Raw genomic sequence first — 16,969 nt, forward strand, 5'->3', positions numbered from 1 at the left:
TCCCTACTGCCCGAGCATCCCGGTCCACAGCTCGGGGAAGTCCGGCAGGGTCTTCGCGGTCGTCGCCACGTTCTCGATCCGTACGCCCGGCACCGCCAGGCCGATGATCGCACCGGCGGTGGCCATGCGGTGGTCCTCGTAGGTGTGGAAGGTGCCGCCGTGCAGCGGGCGCGGGCGGATGTGCAGGCCGTCGGCGGTCTCGGTGACATCGCCGCCCAGCTCGTTGATCTCCTTGGTGAGCGCGGCCAGCCGGTCCGTCTCGTGCAGCCGCAGATGGGCCACGCCCCGCAGGGTGGACGGCGAGTCGGCGAGCGCGGCCACCGCCGCGATGCCCGGCGTCAGCTCGCCCACGTCACCCAGGTCCACGTCGATGCCGTGGATCGCCCCCGAGCCGGTGAACACCAGTCCGAACTCGGTGAGTTCGCAGGAACCGCCCATCTCGGTGAAGATCTCCCGCAGCCGGTCACCCGGCTGGGTGGTGCGGGCCGGCCAGTCCGGGATCAGCACCTTGCCGCCGGTCACCAGGGCCGCCGCCAGGAACGGCTGCGCGTTGGACAGGTCCGGCTCGATGGTCAGGTCCCGGCCGAGCAGCGCGCCCGGCGTCACCCGCCACACGTTCGGCTCGCCGCCCGACTCCGGGGTGTCCACCTGGGCGCCGACCGCGCGCAGCATGTCCACCGTCATCCGGATGTGCGGCATCGAGGGCAGGGTCGCGCCGGTGTGGCGGACCTCCACGCCCTGGTTGAAGCGCGGGCCGGACAGCAGCAGCGCCGAGACGAACTGGGAGGACGAGGAGGCGTCGACCGACACCGGGCCGCCGTCCAGGGCCCCGCCGCCGTGCACGGTCAGCGGCAGCGCGCCCCGGCCGTCGTCGTCGATCCGGGCGCCCAGCTGCCGCAGCGCGTCGATCACACCGTTCAGGGGGCGCTCGTACGACCGGGGGTCCCCGTCGAACCGGATCGGGCCGTCGGCCAGCGCGGCCACCGGCGGCAGGAACCGCATCACCGTGCCCGCGTTGCCGACGTCCACCGTGGCGGGGCCGCGCAGCCCCGTGGGCAGCACCCGCCAGGCCTCGCCGGTGCCGTCGGGGCCGACGCCCTCCTCGATCTCCACGCCCATGGCCTGCAGCGCACCGGCCATCAGCAGGGTGTCGCGGGACCGCAGCGGGCGGCGCAGCCAGCCCGGCTCGGAGGCCAGGGCGGCGAGGACCAGGGCGCGGTTGGTGACCGACTTGGACCCCGGCACGTGGACCGTCGCGTCGACGGCTCCGCTCGCGTGCGGGGCGGGCCAGAGGGCGGTGGAGGAGCTGTTCGGGGCCATGAGGCCACTTTATAAGGAGGGCCCGGGGTCAACCTTCCAGCAGCCAGCGGCCGCCGCCGATGAGCGAGCACAGCGACACCGCGTGGAACAGCAGCAGCCACAGGCCCGCCGGTACGTGCGTCAGCCGGGACAACTGGTCGGCGTCCGAGTCGCCCGCTCCGCCCCGGGACCGCCTGGCCTGGAGTTCGAACGCCGGCCGGACCCCGCCCAGCAGCAGGAACCACACCACCGCGTACCCGAACGCCGCCTGCACCTGCGGCGGCGCCAGCCAGGACACCAGCAGGAACGTGCCGCCGGCGAGGACCACGGTGAGCACGCCGTAGGCGTTGCGGATCATCACCAGCATCGCCAGCAGCAGCGCGGTCGCCGCCCACAGCAGGAGGGTGACGCGGTCGGCCGTCAGCAGCGCGGCCCCGCCGAGGCCCAGCAGGGAGGGGGCCGGGTAGCCGGCGGCGGCGGTCAGGATCATGCCGGGCCCGTACGGCTTGCCCCGGCTCACGGTGAGACCGCTGGTGTCGGAGTGCAGCCGGATGCCGGTGAGCTGCCGGCCGGTGAGCAGGGCGAGCAGTCCGTGGCCGCCCTCGTGCGCGATGGTGATCGCGTTGCGGGATATCCGCCACACCGGGTGGGGGACCACGACGGCCAGCGCGGCGACGAGCGTGGCCAGTACCACCCACAGGGCCGGGGCGGGCTGGGTGCCGGTGAGCCGGTCCCAGAGGTCGGGCAGCGCGGTGGCGGCGAGGCTGTCCATGTCCGGTGACGGCTCCCTGTTGTCGTGACGGGTCTGGCAGTGTGGCACTTATGTGCGGACGGTATGCATCGAGTCGTGGGCCCGAGGATCTCGCAGGCGTCTTCGAGGTCGAGAAATGGGAACCCGAGGAGACCCTGGAGCCGGACTACAACGTGGCGCCGACCAAGGAGGTCTACGCCGTCCTGGACCGCCCCTTGAAAGACGCGGAATCCCCGCGTCCGGTTCGCCAGCTGCGCAAGCTCACGTGGGGACTGGTCCCGTCCTGGGCCAAGAGCCCCGAGGGCGGCGCCCGGATGATCAACGCCCGCGCGGAGACCGTGCACGAGAAGCCCGCCTACCGCCGCGCCTTCGCCGCCCGCCGCTGCATCCTGCCCGCCGACGGCTACTACGAGTGGGTCACCGGCGAGCAGGAGCGCGAACTGGAGGTCGAGGGCAGGAAGAAGCGGCCCCGCAAGCAGCCGTACTTCGTGCTGCCCGCCGACGGCTCGGTGTTCGCCATGGCCGGACTGTACGAGTTCTGGCGCGACCGGACCCTGCCCGACGACCACCCCCGCGCCTGGTGGGTCACCTGCTCGGTGATCACCACCGAGGCCGAGCGGACCCCGCTGGGCGTCGCCCCCGCCGAGGGCCCCCGCTCCCTCGCCGACATCCACCCCCGGATGCCGTTGATGCTCACCCCCGACCGCTGGGACGCCTGGCTCGACCCCGCCCGCACCGACCCCGACGCCCTGCGCGACCTGCTCGCCCCGCCCCCGCCCGGCCTGATGCGCGCCTACCCGGTCTCCACGGCCGTCAGCAACGTCCGCAACAACGGCCCGGAGCTGCTGAAGGAGCTGGAGGCCCCGGAAGAGGGCACACTCTTCTGACGTGACGGATGTGACACACGTGACCGACGTGACCACCGAGACGGTCGCTACGGAGGCCGGAGACGCCCGGATCACCTGGCACCCGGCGAGGAAGGCCCGGCTGGTGCTGGCCGTGAGCCATGGCGCGGGCGGCGGCATCGAGGCCCGCGACCTCCAGGCGCTCGCCGGCGCGCTGCCCGCCCACGGCGTGACCGTCGCCCTCGTCGAGCAGCCCTGGCGGGTGGCCGGCAAGAAGGTCGCGCCCGCGCCGAAGACCCTGGACACCGGATGGCGCGGGGTGTGGCCCGCGCTCACCCGGCCCGGCCTGCCGGTGATCTCCGGCGGCCGCAGCGCTGGCGCCCGGGTCGCCTGCCGCACGGCGACCGGGCTGGGCGCGCACGCCGTGCTCGCTCTGAGCTTCCCGCTGCACCCGCCGGGCAAGCCGGAGAAGTCCCGCGCCGAGGAGCTGCTGGGCGCCGGTGTGCCCGCGCTGGTGGTGCAGGGCGGCAACGACCCCTTCGGGAAGCCGGCCGAGTTCCCCGCGGGCGATTTCGACCTGGTCGAGGTGCCCGGGGCCGATCACGGCCTCGCCGTGCCCAAGCGCGCGGCGATCACCGGGGAGAGGGCGCTGGAGATCGTCACCGAAGCGGTGCGGCAGTGGGTCGCGTCACTCGGGTGACCCCGGGAATGCCGGGCGGCGGCCCGCTGTTGCAAGCGTCAGAAGTGCCGACGATTTCGGCACCGACGTCGTAGCACGAGAGGAAGTCCGCCGCATGGGTTCGACGATCTGCCCGGCCCGCAGCAGCCGCTCTGACCTGGACTGGTCGGTGCTGCACGCGGCCAAGACGGCCCCTATTCGAGCGGCGGCGGGTACCGGTCGTGTTCTATCCTCCGAAACGAGTGGGATCGGCTTCGGTCCCGCCCGGGATCTTGAGGAGGTGGGTCCGGTCACTGGGACCGACGCAGGGACCGACAACGGCCAGGCGGAGCTGCCCGAGGGCCAGGGCATCGGCGCGTCCGAGACGAACGCGGAGCGCAGCGCGCGCTTCGAGCGGGACGCGCTCGAGTTCCTCGACCAGATGTACTCGGCCGCGCTGCGCATGACGCGCAACCCGGCCGACGCCGAGGATCTGGTGCAGGAGACCTACGCCAAGGCGTACGCGTCGTTCCACCAGTTCCGCGAGGGAACCAACCTCAAGGCGTGGCTGTACCGGATTCTCACCAACACCTTCATCAACTCGTACCGCAAGAAGCAGCGCGAACCCCAGCGCAGCGCGGCCGAGGAGATCGAGGACTGGCAGCTCGCGCGCGCCGAGTCGCACATGTCGACGGGGCTGCGCTCCGCCGAGTCGCAGGCGCTGGACCACCTGCCCGACTCGGACGTGAAGGAAGCGCTGCAGGCGATCCCCGAGGAGTTCCGCATCGCCGTCTATCTGGCGGATGTGGAGGGCTTTGCCTACAAGGAGATCGCCGACATCATGGGGACACCCATCGGTACGGTGATGTCCCGGCTGCACCGGGGCCGCCGTCAGCTGCGCGGCATGCTGGAGGACTATGCCCGTGAGCGCGGCCTGGTCCCGGCGGGCGCCGGAGAGTCGAACGAAGCGAAAGGCTCGGGCTCATGAGCTGCGGAGAGCCGCACGAGACGGACTGCAGTGAGGTCCTCGACCACCTGTACGAGTTCCTCGACAGCGAGATGCCGGACATCGATCGGGACAAGTTCCAGCACCACTTCGAGGAATGCTCCCCGTGCCTGGAGAAGTACGGGCTGGAGCAGGCCGTGAAGAAGCTGGTCAAGCGGTGCTGCGGGCATGACGACGTGCCGGCCGACCTGCGGGCCAAGGTCATGGGGCGGATCGAGCTGATCCGCTCCGGGCAGACCGTGCCGGAGCACGACGTGACCCGGGCGCCGACCGCGCCCCAGGAGACCTGACACGCCGGGCCAAATCACCCGTACGTGCTAATCCTCAGGTCATAAGCCCCACACCCCCCGATTACCGCCCTAGGCTCCGAGCCCTGGACGGACACGGTCGGGGAGGGCGTGATGGACGCGGTACCGGCGCGGGCACACGGCTATGTGGCCGCCGTCGCCCTGCTGGCCGTCTCCTGCCTGTCCCGGCCGCCGGACACCCCCGGCTCCTGGCTGGCACCGACCCTGCTCGCCGCACTTTACGCGGCCTGTGAGCACGCCGTGCACCGGCGCTTCGGCGGCACCTTCTACCCGGTGCTGCTCGCCGGGGCGTTCCTGCTCCCGCCGTCGGCCGCCGCGCTCGTCCCGGTCCCGGCCGCCCTGCTCTGCCCGGTCGGCCACCGGCCCGCCCTGCCCCGCCGGGTCTGGCGGGCCGCGCGGCCCGCGCTCGCCGTATGGGCCGCCGCCCGGGTGCACGAGGCGCTCGGCGGCCGGGACGCCGTCGCCGGCTCCGACTTCCCGTACGCCCTGCTGCCCGCCGGCGCGGCCGTGCTCGCCTTCTGCCTGGTGCTCACCGCGCTCGACGGCGGCCTGCGCGCGGCGGCCGGACTGGTGCCGCCGTGCCGGACCTGGCGCGGCCTGCTGGCCCGCTCGCTCGCCCCCGTCGCGGTGCACGGACTCGCCGGCCTGATGATGGCCGTGCTGTGGCGCAGCCCCTACGGACCGGTGTCCGCCCTGCTCGTGCTGCTGCCCATGTGCGTCTCCTGGTGGGTGTTCGCCCAGTACCACCGCGAGCGCGCCGCCCACCAGGCCACCATCCGCGCCCTCGTCCAGGCCGTCGACATCAAGGACGGCTACACCCGCGGCCACAGCGAACGCGTCGGCCAGGCCTCGGTGCTGATCGCCCGCGAACTCGGCCTGGACGACGACCGGGTGGAGGTGCTGCGCTTCGCGGGCATCCTGCACGACGTCGGCAAGCTGGGCGTGCCCACCCGGCTGCTGCGCAAGGACGGGCCGCTCACCCCCGAGGAACGGCGGATCATCGAACTGCATCCCGAGTACGGCCACGAGATGGTCCGCGGGATCTCCTTCCTCGGCGAGGCCCGCACCGCCATCCTCCACCACCACGAACGCCTCGACGGCACCGGCTACCCCTACGGCCTGGCCGGCGACCGGATCCCCGAGTGCGCCCGGATCGTCGCCGTCGCGGACGCCTTCGACGCCATGACCTCCACCCGCTGCTACAGCCGGGCCCGCCCGGTCGAGGCCGCCGTCGCCGAGCTGGAGCGCTGCGCCGGGGCGCACTTCGACCCCCGCATGGTCCGCGCGCTGGTCCGCGCCCTGCGCCGCGAGGGCTGGCGCCCGGCGGTCACCGCCGACGAACCGGCGTACGGCACCGCGCCCGCCGAGCGGGCCCCGCGCACCGGGGCCCACCGATGACCGTGCTGCGGGTCATCCACACCGCCGCCGCCCTCGTCGCGGCCGGTTCCGTCGCCGAGACCCTGTGGACCGGCCTGGCCGACCGGGGCGACGCGCTCGCCTTCGGCCTGCTCATCACCGTCGGCGAGCTGACCCGGTGGAGCGACGACCGGGCCCGTCAGGCCGCGCCGCTCGGCGCCGCCGGCTCACTGTCGTACGCCCTGCTGGGCGCCGTCGCCGGCCGGCCCAGCCAGCACGACGCCGCCCAGGTCGTCACCGTCGTACTCGTCGCCGCGCTGCTCGGGGCCGTCCCGCACATCTGGTCCGGCCGCGCCCCCACCACCGACCACCTGGCCCGCCGGGTCCTCACCGTCGGCTTCGCCGCCCTGTGCTTCCAACCCCTCTACAACAAGGGCGTCTTCACCGCCTGGGACGGCCCGGCCTACGCCCTGCTGCTGCTCACCCTGCTCGCCCTGACCTCCCTGTGCGGCACGGCCCTGGCCGCCGCGCTCGCCCACTGCCGCACCGGCTGGCCGTTCGGCCCGCTGCTGCGCGAGGAGGTGCGCGGGCTGCTCGGCATCGGCTCCGCCGTCGTCGCGACCGGCGCGGTGATGGCCCTCGCGGTCGCCGTCGCCGGGCTGTGGGCGCTGCCCGTGTTCTGCCTGCCCCTGCTGCTCGTCCAGCTGTCCGTGCGCCGGTACGCGGCGGTCCGCGCCACCTACCGGCAGACCATCGCCTCCCTGGCCCGCGCCACCGAGATCGCCGGCTGCACCCCCGCCGGACACGCCCGCCGGGTGGCCGCGCTCAGCGTCGCCGTCGGCCGGGACCTCAGGCTGACCGGCCCGGAACTGACCGTGCTGGAGTACGCGGCCCTGATGCACGACATCGGACAGCTCAGCCTGGTCGACCCGGTCCCGGCCGGCGCCACCGCCGCCCTGTCCGTGGCGGAGCAGCGGCGCATCGCCCTGCTCGGCGGGGCCGTCGTCCGGCAGACCGGGGTCGACCCGGCCGTCGCCGAAGTCGTCGAGCGGCAGGCCGACCCCTACCCCGAGCAGCCGCTCGCCGCCCGTATCGTCCGGGCCGTCAACGCCTACGAGGAGAAGAGCCGGGACGCCGGCCCCCGGGGCGCCCGGCGCGCGCTGGAGGAACTGCGGCTCGGCACCGCCGGGGAGTACGCCCCCGAGGTGGTGGAGTCGCTCGCCCGGGTGCTGGCCCAGCCCCAGACGGCGCGCGAACGCGTGCCGGTGAGGCGGCCGGGATGGTCTGATCCCGCGCCGGGCTGGGTAACCCATGGGTAATGAGCGCCTTTCCCGCCGTACGTGGTTGGATGCGAGGGAGAGGGTGTCCGGGGGCACAAGCCAGCCCACTGTGCGGAACTGGAACTGGCAGGCGGGAATCGTGAGGATCTTCGGCAAGGGACGGCACCGGCCCTCCGCCTCCTGGCGGCAGGCCACCGACCGCGCGTTCACACTCATCGGCGACGGCCGGTACGAGGACGCCGGCGAACTGCTGACACGCGCCGCCGATCTGGAACCCTGGCTGTCGGAGTCCTGGTTCAACCTCGCGCTGCTGCACAAGTTCCGGCACGACTGGGAGCAGGCCCGCGCGGCCGGACTGCGCGCGGTCGCCCTGCTCGACAAGGACACCGGGGCGCCCGACTGGTGGAACGTCGGCATCGCCGCCACCGCCCTGCAGGACTGGCCGCTGGCCCGCCGCGCCTGGCAGGCGTACGGACTGAAGGTGCCCGGGGGATCGGCGGCCACCGCCGAACCGCTCGGCATGGAGCTGGGCAGCGCGGCCGTACGGCTCTCCCCGGAGGGCGAGGCCGAGGTGGTCTGGGGCCGCCGGCTGGACCCGGCCCGGCTGGAGGTGCTGTCCATCCCGCTTCCCTCGTCCGGGCGACGCTGGGGCGAGGTCGTGCTGCACGACGGCGTCCCGCACGGCGAGCGCACCACCTCCACCGGGCACTCCTACCCGGTCTTCGACGAGATCGAGTTGTGGGCGCCGTCCCCCGTGCCGACCTGGGTGGTCCTGCTGGAGGCGGCCACCGAGGCCGACCGGGACGCGCTGGAGCAGCTGGCCGCCGACGCGGGATTCGCCGCGGAGGACTGGTCGTCCTCGGTGCGGCTGCTGTGCCGGATGTGCAGCGAGTCCCGGATGCCCTCCGACGAGGGGGAGGGGGTGCACCTGGACCCGCACGACCACAGCGAGCCGGGGCATCCCGGGCCGCTGGGGCACCGGACGGACGGGCAGCTGTGGGTGCCCGAGCGGGAGTGCGGGGTGGCCGCGCCGGCCTCGCTGGTCCGGGGGCTGCTCGACGGCTGGGTCGCCGACAGCCCGGATTCACGTGACTGGCGGGATCTCGAAGAGGTGTGCTGAGGACCGCGTCCGGCCGTGCGGTTCCCCGCGCCCCTTCGGGGAGCGTGCACGTAACCTGTACCAGCAACATCTCCCCCTGTTCTTTGAGGAAGGCGTACGTCGGTCATGGCGCAGCAGGACACCGATCAGCAGCACGCGGGCGTGCTCCCCGTCGACGACGAGGGCTATGTCGTCGACACGGAGAACTGCGAGGAGCGCGAGAATGCCTGGCGTGAGCGCGGCACCTCGCGGCCGATCACGGTCGTCGGCAACCCGGTCCTGCACAAGGAGTGCCAGGACGTCACCGAGTTCGGCGAGGAGCTCCAGCAGCTGGTGGCCGACATGTTCGCCAGCCAGCGCACCGCCGAGGGCGTGGGTCTGGCCGCCAACCAGATCGGTGTCGACCTGAAGGTCTTCGTCTACGACTGCCAGGACGACGAGGGCGTCCGGCACGTCGGCGTGGTGTGCAACCCGAAGCTGGTCGACCTGCCCGCCGACCGGCGCCGGCTCGACGACAGCAACGAGGGCTGCCTGTCCGTCCCCACGGCGTACGCCTCGCTCGCACGCCCCGACTATGCCGAGGTGACCGGCCAGGACGAGCGGGGCAACCCGATCAAGGTCCGGGGCACCGGCTACTTCGCGCGCTGCCTCCAGCACGAGACCGACCACCTCTACGGCTACCTGTACATCGACCGGCTCTCCAAGCGGGACCGCAAGGACGCGCTGCGGCAGATGGCCGAGAACGAGCCGCGCTACCCCGTGGTCGCCAACGACTGATCCGCACGGTCCGATGGGCGCCCGGCCGGGAATCTCCCGGCCGGGCGCCTTCGTGTTGTCACTGTTCAGTCAGGCAAGGGGGCTGTCACGCCACTTTGGGGTAGTGAGTGGAGCAAATCCGTTCCCACGGCGGTCACTTGTGGTGCTGAATGTAAGTACGGGGATACACAACGGTGCACGCCCGCACGAGGGGAGGGTGTGCGCTCCTGGCGGCTGAGAGGGGTTTGTTCTGTGCAAGCTTTCCCACGCAGCACCACGGCGACGGCGACAGCGGTCGTAGTCCCACCGTCACTGGCACTCCCGGTGATCGAGTCCTCCTTTCCACGGCAACTGCACCCGTATTGGCCAAAGCTTCAGGAGAAGACGCGGCTGTGGCTGCTGGAAAAGCGGCTGATGCCGGCGGACAAGGTCGCGGAATATGCCGATGGACTGTGCTACACCGACCTCATGGCGGGCTACTACCTGGGGGCCCCGGACGAGGTCCTGCAGGCCATAGCCGACTACAGCGCCTGGTTCTTCGTCTGGGACGACCGCCACGACCGCGACATCGTCCACGGCCGGGCCGCCGACTGGCAACGGCTGCGGAACCGGCTGCACACGGCCCTGGACGCACCCCGGTCCCATCTGCACCACCCCGACCCCCTCGTGGCGGGCTTCGCCGAGAGCGTGCTGCGGCTGTACGGCTTCCTGCCGCACACCTGGAACCAGCGGTTCGCCCGGCACTTCCACGCCGTGATCGAGGCCTACGACCGGGAGTTCCACAACCGCGCCGAGGGCCGCATCCCCGGCGTCGGGGAATACCTCGCCCTGCGCCGCCTCACCTTCGCCCACTGGATATGGACGGATCTGCTGGAACCCAGCGCCGGATGTGAACTCCCGGACACGGTGAGGAGAAATCCCGCGTACCGCCGGGCGGCGCTGCTCAGCCAGGAATTCGCCGCCTGGTACAACGACCTCTGCTCGCTGCCGAAGGAAATCGCGGGCGACGAGGTGCACAATCTCGGCATCAGCCTCATCACCCATGCCGGGCTCACCCTGGAAGAAGCGGTGGAGGAAATCAGACGGCGCGTCGAGGGATGCGTCAGTGAATTCACCGAGGCCGAGCGCAACGCCCTCGCACTGGCCCGGCAGATCGACGACGGAACGGTACGCGGCCGGGAACTGAGCACCGCGGTCCGTACCTGCGTCGGCAATATGCGCAACTGGTTCAGCTCCGTCTACTGGTTCCACCACGAGTCCGGCCGGTACATGGTCGACAGCTGGGACGACCGCGCCACGCCCCCGTACGTCACGAACGAAGCGGCAGGTGAGAAATGACCGTAGAGTCGGTGCGGCCCCAGAGCCCCGCCACCCCCGGGACGTCCGTACTGCGCGAACCGCCCCTGGCCCAGGGCGCCCTGCCGGTCCTCGGGCACGGCCTGAGACTGGTCCGCGACCCGCTCGCCTTCATGTCCGCGTTGCGCGACCACGGCGACGTCGTGCGTCTGAGGCTCGGCCCCAAGACGGTGTACGCCGTCACCACCCCGGAGCTGACCGGCGCGCTGGCCCTCAACCCGGACTTCACGATCGACGGCCCGCTGTGGGAGTCCCTGGAGGGACTGCTCGGCAAGGAGGGCGTGGCCACCGCGAACGGGCCCCGGCACCGCCGGCAGCGGCGCACCATCCAGCCCGCGTTCCGGCTCGACGCGCTGCCGGGCTACGGCCCCGTCATGGAGGAGGAAGCGCACGCGCTGACCGAGCGCTGGCGGCCCGGCGAGACCATCGACTGCACCTCCGAGTCCTTCCGGGTCGCCGTCCGCATCGCCGCCCGCTGCCTGCTGCGCGGCGACTTCATGGACGAGCGCGCGGAACGGCTCAGCGTCGATCTCGCCACCGTCTTCCGGGGCATGTACCGCCGGATGGTGATCCCGCTCGGGCCGCTGTACCGGCTGCCGTTCCCGGCCAACCGCGAATTCAACCGGGCCCTGGCCGATCTGCATCTGCTGGTGGACGAGATCGTCGCCGAACGCAGGGCATCCGGGCAAAGGCCGGACGATTTGCTGACGGCATTGCTGGAGGCGAAGGACGACAATGGCGACCCCATCGGGGAACAGGAGATCCACGACCAGGTCGTGGCGATACTCACGCCCGGCAGCGAAACAGTGGCCTCCACCGTCATGTGGTTGCTCCAGGTCCTCGCCGAACACCCGGAACACGCGGAGAAGGTACGTACCGAGGTCGAATCCGTGACCGGTGGTCGACCGGTCGGATTCGAGCATGTCCGCTCGCTGACGCACACCAACAATGTCGTCGTCGAGGCCATGCGGCTCCGGCCCGCCGTGTGGATTCTGACGCGGCGCGCGGTGACCGACACCGCACTCGGCGGCTATCGCATTCCGGCCGGTGCGGACATCGTCTACAGCCCGTACGCGATCCAGCGCGACCACCGTTCCTACGACCGCCACCTCGACTTCGACCCCGACCGCTGGCTGCCCGGGCGGGCCGGGAACGTGCCCAAGTACGCCATGAGCCCGTTCAGCGTCGGCAACCGCAAGTGTCCCAGCGACCACTTCTCCATGGCCCAGCTGACCCTGATCACCGCGGCGGTCTCGGCGAAGTACCGCTTCGAACCGGCCGACGGGTCGGACGACAGCACCCGCGTGGGCATCACGCTCCGCCCGCACAACCTGCTGCTGCGCGCGAGGCCCTGGTAGGCCGCCGCTGCCGGCGCGCGCTCAGGCGGCCTGCGGGCCCCGGAACGCGCGCCGGTAGGCGTTCGGGGTGGTACCGAGCGCCCGCAGGAACTGATGACGCAGCGCGGCGGCCGTACCGAACCCGGTGCGCCAGGCGATCACGTCCATCGTCTCGTCCGTGCCCTCCAGCAACTCCTGTGCCAGCAGCACGCGTTGCCGCAGGAGCCAGCGGTAGGGCGTGGTCCCCGTCTCCTGCCGGAAGCGCCGGGCGAAGGTGCGCGGCGCCATATGGGCGCGGGCGGCGAGCTGTTCGACGGTGACCTCCTGGTCGAGGTGGGTCTCCATCCACGCCAGCACCTCCCCGACCGTGTCGGCCGGGGCCTTCGGCAGGGGCCGCTCGATGAACTGCGCCTGTCCGCCGTCCCGGTGCGGCGGCACCACCATGCGGCGGGCCAGCTTGTTGGCCACCTCCGGGCCCTGCTCCTTGCGCACCAGGTGCAGACAGGCGTCGATCCCGGCGGCGGTGCCGGCGGAGGTGATCACCGGGTCCTCGTCCACGTACAGCACGTCCGGCTCGACCTGGAGCCGGGGATAGCGCCGGGCGAGCTGCTCGGCGTGGTGCCAGTGCACCGCGCACCGCCGCCCGTCCAGCAGTCCCGCCGCGGCCAGGACGAACACCCCGGAGCAGACGCTGAGCACCCGGGTGCCCCGGTCGACCGCCCGGCGCAGCGCCGCCAGCAGCTCCGGCGGGAACTCGCGCACGGTGAAGGACTCGCCCGCCGGCACGGCGATCAGATCGGCCTCCTCCAGCCGCTCCAGACCATGCGGCGTGGACACCGTGAACCCGCAGTGGGTGGCCAGGCCGGGTCCCTCCGCCGACACCACGGCGAAGTCGTACACCGGGAGCCCGTCATCGCTGCGGTCCATGCCGAACACCTCGCAGACGACGCCGAGTTCGAAGGGATGCACGCCGTCCAGCAGCACGGCCGCCACGTTCTTCAGCATGCTGCCAGTGTGCCTCGGCGATGGCAGTAATTCGAGGGTTCACGGCAGTCCTGCCCCTGCCGGTCAGGAGTGTCCGGCGCGACAGTGGTGTCCATGAACGAGAACCAGATCGAAGGCATCATCGGAATCGGACTGACCCTCGGGATCCTGGTCCTCCTGACCCTCCCCTCCCTGCTCGGGCACCTGCGCGACAGGCGCATCGACCGGCAGATCAGGGAGGCCCAGGAGGCCCGGGACGGCAGGAGGGATCAGAAGTCCTCGTCCAGGTCGACCGTGCCCTCGACGGCGACCTGATACGCGGAGGGGCGGCGCTCGAAGAAGTTCGTCAGCTCCTGAACGCCCTGGAGCTCCATGAAGGAGAAGGGGTTCTCGGAGCCGTAGACGGGGGCGAAGCCGAGGCGGGTGAGGCGCTGGTCGGCGACGCATTCGAGGTACTGCCGCATCGAGTCGGTGTTCATGCCCGGGAGGCCGTCACCGCACAGGTCGCGCGCGAACTGCAGCTCGGCCTCGACGGCCTCCTTGAGCATGTCGGTGACCTGCTGCTGGAGCTGGTCGTCGAAGAGGTCGGGTTCTTCCTTGCGGACGGTGTCGACGACGTCGAAGGCGAAGCTCATGTGCATGGTCTCGTCGCGGAAGACCCAGTTGGTGCCGGTGGCCAGGCCGTGCAGCAGGCCGCGGCTGCGGAACCAGTAGACGTAGGCGAAGGCGCCGTAGAAGAAGAGTCCTTCGATGCAGGCGGCGAAGCAGATGAGGTTGAGCAGGAAGCGGCGGCGGTCGGCCTTGGTCTCCAGCCGGTCGAGTTTTTCGACCGAGTCCATCCACGTGAAGCAGAACTGTGCCTTCTCGCGGATGGAGGGGATGTTCTCCACGGCGGCGAAGGCGGCGGCCCTGTCGTCGGGGTCGGGGAGGTAGGTGTCCAGCAGCGTCAGGTAGAACTGGACGTGTACGGCCTCCTCGAAGAGCTGACGGGACAGGTACAGGCGTGCTTCGGGGGAGTTGATGTGCTTGTAGAGGGTCAGTACGAGGTTGTTGGCGACGATGGAGTCGCCGGTGGCGAAGAAGGCGACGAGCCGGCCGATGAGGTGCTGTTCCTCGGGGGTGAGTTTGGCCAGGTCGGCGACGTCGGAGTGGAGGTCGACCTCTTCGACGGTCCAGGTGTTCTTGATGGCGTCCCGGTAGCGCTCGTAGAAGTCGGGGTAGCGCATCGGGCGCAGGGTGAGTTCGAAGCCGGGGTCGAGCAGGTTGGTGTTACGGGACATTACTGGCAGGCCTCGCAGGACTCGGGGTTTTCCAGGGAACAGGCGACCGCTTCGGGGTCCGCGGCGGCCTGCGCGGGGAGGACGGGCTGCGCCTGGGCGGCGCGGGCGATCCGCGTCGCGGGGCGCGAACGCAGGTAGTACGTCGTCTTCAGCCCGGACTTCCAGGCGTAGGCGTACATGGAGGAGAGCTTGCCGATGGTCGGCGTCTCCAGGAACAGGTTCAGCGACTGCGCCTGGTCGAGGAAGGGGGTGCGGGCGGCGGCCATGTCGATCAGGCCGCGCTGGGGGATCTCCCAGGCCGTGCGGTACAGGGCGCGGATGTCCTCGGGGATCCACTGGAAGTCCTGCACCGAGCCGTTGGCCTCGCGCAGCGCCTCGCGGGTGCGGGCGTCCCAGACCCCGAGGTCCTTCAGGTCCTGCACCAGGTAGGAGTTGACCTGGAGGAACTCGCCGGACAGGGTCTCGCGCTTGAACAGGTTCGACACCTGCGGCTCGATGCACTCGTACACCCCCGCGATCGACGCGATGGTGGCCGTCGGCGCGATCGCCAGCAGCAGCGAGTTGCGCATGCCCGTCTGCGCGATGCGCTCACGCAGCGCCGCCCAGCGCTCGGGCCAGGTGAACTCGACACCGTAGTGGTCGGGGTGCAGCACACCCTGGGCCGTACGGGTCTTCTCCCAGGCGGGCAGGGGGCCGTTGCGCTCGGCGAGGTCGGCGGACGTCTCGTACGCGGCGAGCATGATCCGCTCGGCGATCCGCGTGGACAGCGCCTTGGCCTCGGCCGAGTCGAACGGCAGCCGCAGCTTGAAGAACACGTCCTGCAGCCCCATCGCGCCCAGCCCGACCGGCCGCCACTTGGCGTTGGAACGCCCCGCCTGTTCGGTGGGGTAGAAGTTGATGTCGACGACGCGGTCGAGGAAGGTGACGGCGGTGCGGACGGTGGCGTCCAGGCGGTCCCAGTCGATGTCGCCGTCGCGGACGAAGGCGCCGAGGTTGACCGAGCCGAGGTTGCAGACGGCCGTCTCGCCGTCGTTGGTGACCTCCAGGATCTCGGTGCAGAGGTTGGAGGAGTGGATGACGTTGCCGGGCTCGGCGGTCTGGTTGGCGGTGCGGTTGGCGGCGTCCTTGAAGGTCATCCAGCCGTTGCCGGTCTGGGCCAGGGTGCGCATCATCCGGCCGTACAGCTCGCGGGCGGGGAGGGTCTTCTTGGCGAGGCCGGCGGCTTCGGCCTCGCGGTAGGCGGCGTCGAAGTCCTCGCCCCACAGGTCGACGAGTTCGGGGACGTCGGCGGGGGAGAACAGGGACCACTGGGCGTCGGCGTTGACGCGGCGCATGAACTCGTCGGGGATCCAGTGCGCGAGGTTGAGGTTGTGGGTGCGGCGGGCGTCCTCGCCGGTGTTGTCCCGGAGTTCGAGGAATTCCTCGATGTCGGAGTGCCAGGTCTCCAGGTAGACGGCGGCGGCGCCCTTGCGACGGCCGCCCTGGTTCACGGCGGCGACCGAGGCGTCCAGGGTCTTCAGGAACGGCACGATCCCGTTTGAGTGCCCGTTCGTCCCCCGGATCAGCGAGCCTCGCGAGCGGATGCGGGAGTACGACAGCCCGATGCCGCCGGCGTGCTTCGACAGCCGGGCGACCTGGTGGTAGCGGCCGTAGATCGAGTCCAGCTCGTCCAGCGGGGAGTCCAGCAGGTAGCAGGACGACATCTGGGGGTGGCGGGTGCCGGAGTTGAACAGGGTGGGGGAGGAGGGCAGGTAGTCCAGTCGGCTCATCAGGCCGTAGAGCGAGGCGACCTCGTCCACGGAGCGGACCGTGTCGTCCTCGGCCAGACCGCTCGCCACGCGCAGCATGAAGTGCTGGGGCGTCTCGATGACCTTGCGGGTGATCGGGTGACGCAGCAGGTAGCGGCTGTGCAGGGTGCGCAGGCCGAAGTAACCGAAGCGGTCGTCGGCGCCGTCGGCCACGGCCGAGTCCACCAGCGCGTCCAGCCGCTCGGCGTGGGTGCGCACGAACTCGGCGGTGCGGTCGGCGACCAGGCCCTCGCGGTGACCGACCTCGATCGACCCGGTGAAGGAGGTCACGCCCTGGGAGGCGGCCTCGTCCCGGATCGCGAGGGTCAGCAGCCGGGCGGCCAGCTTGGAGTAGGCGGGGTCCTCGGCGATCAGGCCGGCGGCGGCCTCCGTGGCCAGCTCGCGCAGCTCCGCCTCGTCGGCCCGCGCGGACCGGCCGCGCAGCGCGGCGGCGGCGACCCGTCCGGGGTCGGCGTCGGGCAGATCGGCCGTCAGCTCGGACAGGGTCCGCAGCAGCGCGGCACCGGGACCGTCGGTCTCGGATCCGCTGACCGGAGCCGGGTCGGCTGGCGCGATGGTCACGTGGGGGTCTCCCTCGCTCGGCACGGGGCCTGGCGGAGGGCAGGGGGCAGCACGAGCGCGCGGGGGCTCTCGCGTCCACCGGCCCACTCCACGAGGCCCGGACGTCGGGCACACCGGCCGGCTGGCCGGGTGCACTGTCGGCAGGTCCTCGGACTGACGCTCGTACGCGGATACGCACAAGTACACCGTTGCGGGACAGTTCCGGATTCGCACCGGATTCCCCTGCGACGACAGCGAGCATGAGCATACATCTTGTGTCGGGCTGCCGTGTCACCCCCAGATGTT

The 16,969-nt window shown here is 71.6% G+C and carries 16 protein-coding genes and 1 riboswitch; of the genes, 11 read left to right on the forward strand and 5 right to left on the reverse strand.

Annotated features, from left to right (window positions below; genetic code table 11):
- Positions 1–3 precede the first annotated feature (3 nt).
- Together aroA and HB370_RS26520 are read right to left on the reverse strand one after the other, a co-directional pair.
- Positions 4–1,320 (reverse strand): 3-phosphoshikimate 1-carboxyvinyltransferase, encoded by a 1,317-nt coding sequence (gene aroA / locus HB370_RS26515; protein ID WP_030787781.1) that lies wholly within the window; start codon positions 1,318–1,320, stop codon positions 4–6.
- Between the two features lie 28 nt (positions 1,321–1,348).
- Entirely contained in the window at positions 1,349–2,071 is a 723-nt protein-coding gene (locus HB370_RS26520) for a M50 family metallopeptidase (protein WP_030787778.1), read from the reverse strand.
- 50 nt (positions 2,072–2,121) lie between these two features.
- On the opposite strand from HB370_RS26520, the gene HB370_RS26525 reads away from it, so the two are divergent.
- The 10 genes from HB370_RS26525 (at position 2,122) to HB370_RS26570 (ending at position 12,072) form a co-directional block, all read left to right on the forward strand.
- Positions 2,122–2,937: an SOS response-associated peptidase gene (locus HB370_RS26525; protein ID WP_030787775.1), complete on the forward strand. Its 816-nt coding sequence runs from the start codon at positions 2,122–2,124 to the stop codon at positions 2,935–2,937.
- Between the two features lie 10 nt (positions 2,938–2,947).
- Complete coding sequence (locus HB370_RS26530; protein ID WP_030787772.1) at positions 2,948–3,595, forward strand: alpha/beta family hydrolase; 648 nt, start codon at positions 2,948–2,950, stop codon at positions 3,593–3,595.
- Between the two features lie 259 nt (positions 3,596–3,854).
- Positions 3,855–4,541, forward strand: a complete 687-nt coding sequence (sigR, locus tag HB370_RS26535) for an RNA polymerase sigma factor SigR (protein WP_030787769.1) — start codon at positions 3,855–3,857, stop codon at positions 4,539–4,541.
- The gene (gene rsrA, locus HB370_RS26540) at positions 4,538–4,849 is read left to right on the forward strand and encodes a mycothiol system anti-sigma-R factor (protein WP_030609759.1); all 312 of its coding nucleotides are present in this window, start codon (positions 4,538–4,540) and stop codon (positions 4,847–4,849) included. Before sigR ends, rsrA begins: the two co-directional genes overlap by 4 nt.
- 111 nt (positions 4,850–4,960) lie before the next feature.
- On the forward strand, positions 4,961–6,265 hold the full coding sequence (locus tag HB370_RS26545; RefSeq protein WP_030787766.1) for an HD-GYP domain-containing protein: 1,305 nt from the start codon (positions 4,961–4,963) through the stop codon (positions 6,263–6,265).
- Positions 6,262–7,542: an HD domain-containing protein gene (locus HB370_RS26550; RefSeq protein WP_030787762.1), complete on the forward strand. Its 1,281-nt coding sequence runs from the start codon at positions 6,262–6,264 to the stop codon at positions 7,540–7,542. Before HB370_RS26545 ends, HB370_RS26550 begins: the two co-directional genes overlap by 4 nt.
- Before the next feature lie 100 nt (positions 7,543–7,642).
- On the forward strand, positions 7,643–8,623 hold the full coding sequence (locus tag HB370_RS26555) for a hypothetical protein (protein ID WP_030787759.1): 981 nt from the start codon (positions 7,643–7,645) through the stop codon (positions 8,621–8,623).
- 105 nt (positions 8,624–8,728) lie between these two features.
- Complete coding sequence (gene def / locus HB370_RS26560; protein WP_030787755.1) at positions 8,729–9,379, forward strand: peptide deformylase; 651 nt, start codon at positions 8,729–8,731, stop codon at positions 9,377–9,379.
- 231 nt (positions 9,380–9,610) lie between these two features.
- Positions 9,611–10,696, forward strand: a complete 1,086-nt coding sequence (gene cyc1 / locus HB370_RS26565; protein WP_106980738.1) for an epi-isozizaene synthase — start codon at positions 9,611–9,613, stop codon at positions 10,694–10,696.
- Complete coding sequence (locus HB370_RS26570; protein WP_030787749.1) at positions 10,693–12,072, forward strand: cytochrome P450; 1,380 nt, start codon at positions 10,693–10,695, stop codon at positions 12,070–12,072. Before cyc1 ends, HB370_RS26570 begins: the two co-directional genes overlap by 4 nt.
- Before the next feature lie 21 nt (positions 12,073–12,093).
- On the opposite strand, the gene HB370_RS26575 is transcribed toward HB370_RS26570, so the two are convergent.
- Positions 12,094–13,056, reverse strand: coding sequence for a helix-turn-helix domain-containing protein (locus HB370_RS26575; protein WP_030787746.1), 963 nt, complete (start codon positions 13,054–13,056; stop codon positions 12,094–12,096).
- A gap of 93 nt (positions 13,057–13,149) precedes the next feature.
- Here HB370_RS26575 and HB370_RS26580 point away from each other — a divergent pair, with 93 nt between their 5' ends.
- Positions 13,150–13,350 carry a hypothetical protein gene (locus HB370_RS26580; RefSeq protein ID WP_051816013.1) on the forward strand — a complete coding sequence of 67 codons (201 nt, stop codon included), beginning with the start codon at positions 13,150–13,152 and terminating at the stop codon, positions 13,348–13,350.
- Here HB370_RS26580 and HB370_RS26585 read toward each other — a convergent pair.
- Together HB370_RS26585 and HB370_RS26590 are read right to left on the reverse strand one after the other, a co-directional pair.
- Positions 13,305–14,315 (reverse strand): ribonucleotide-diphosphate reductase subunit beta, encoded by a 1,011-nt coding sequence (locus HB370_RS26585; protein ID WP_167513030.1) that lies wholly within the window; start codon positions 14,313–14,315, stop codon positions 13,305–13,307. The genes HB370_RS26580 and HB370_RS26585 overlap by 46 nt on opposite strands.
- The gene (locus HB370_RS26590; RefSeq protein ID WP_167513031.1) at positions 14,315–16,684 is read right to left on the reverse strand and encodes a ribonucleoside-diphosphate reductase subunit alpha; all 2,370 of its coding nucleotides are present in this window, start codon (positions 16,682–16,684) and stop codon (positions 14,315–14,317) included. The genes HB370_RS26585 and HB370_RS26590 overlap by 1 nt, the downstream gene beginning before the upstream one ends.
- Positions 16,685–16,805: 121 nt before the next feature.
- Positions 16,806–16,966: riboswitch (cobalamin riboswitch) on the reverse strand.
- Positions 16,967–16,969: the final 3 nt, after the last annotated feature.

The sequence above is a fragment of the Streptomyces sp. DSM 40868 genome, from assembly GCF_011820545.1.
Lineage (GTDB): Bacteria > Actinomycetota > Actinomycetes > Streptomycetales > Streptomycetaceae > Streptomyces > Streptomyces eurythermus.

Excerpts from the sequence above, each read along its gene's own strand:
- aroA (WP_030787781.1), bottom strand. The coding sequence starts at position 1,320 with ATGGCCCCGAACAGCTCCTCCACCGCCCTCTGGCCCGCCCCGCACGCG.
- HB370_RS26520 (WP_030787778.1), bottom strand. The coding sequence starts at position 2,071 with ATGGACAGCCTCGCCGCCACCGCGCTGCCCGACCTCTGGGACCGGCTC.
- HB370_RS26525 (WP_030787775.1), top strand. The coding sequence starts at position 2,122 with ATGTGCGGACGGTATGCATCGAGTCGTGGGCCCGAGGATCTCGCAGGC.
- rsrA (WP_030609759.1), top strand. The coding sequence starts at position 4,538 with ATGAGCTGCGGAGAGCCGCACGAGACGGACTGCAGTGAGGTCCTCGAC.
- HB370_RS26545 (WP_030787766.1), top strand. The coding sequence starts at position 4,961 with ATGGACGCGGTACCGGCGCGGGCACACGGCTATGTGGCCGCCGTCGCC.
- HB370_RS26550 (WP_030787762.1), top strand. The coding sequence starts at position 6,262 with ATGACCGTGCTGCGGGTCATCCACACCGCCGCCGCCCTCGTCGCGGCC.
- def (WP_030787755.1), top strand. The coding sequence starts at position 8,729 with ATGGCGCAGCAGGACACCGATCAGCAGCACGCGGGCGTGCTCCCCGTC.
- HB370_RS26570 (WP_030787749.1), top strand. The coding sequence starts at position 10,693 with ATGACCGTAGAGTCGGTGCGGCCCCAGAGCCCCGCCACCCCCGGGACG.
- HB370_RS26575 (WP_030787746.1), bottom strand. The coding sequence starts at position 13,056 with ATGCTGAAGAACGTGGCGGCCGTGCTGCTGGACGGCGTGCATCCCTTC.
- HB370_RS26580 (WP_051816013.1), top strand. The coding sequence starts at position 13,150 with ATGAACGAGAACCAGATCGAAGGCATCATCGGAATCGGACTGACCCTC.
- HB370_RS26585 (WP_167513030.1), bottom strand. The coding sequence starts at position 14,315 with ATGTCCCGTAACACCAACCTGCTCGACCCCGGCTTCGAACTCACCCTG.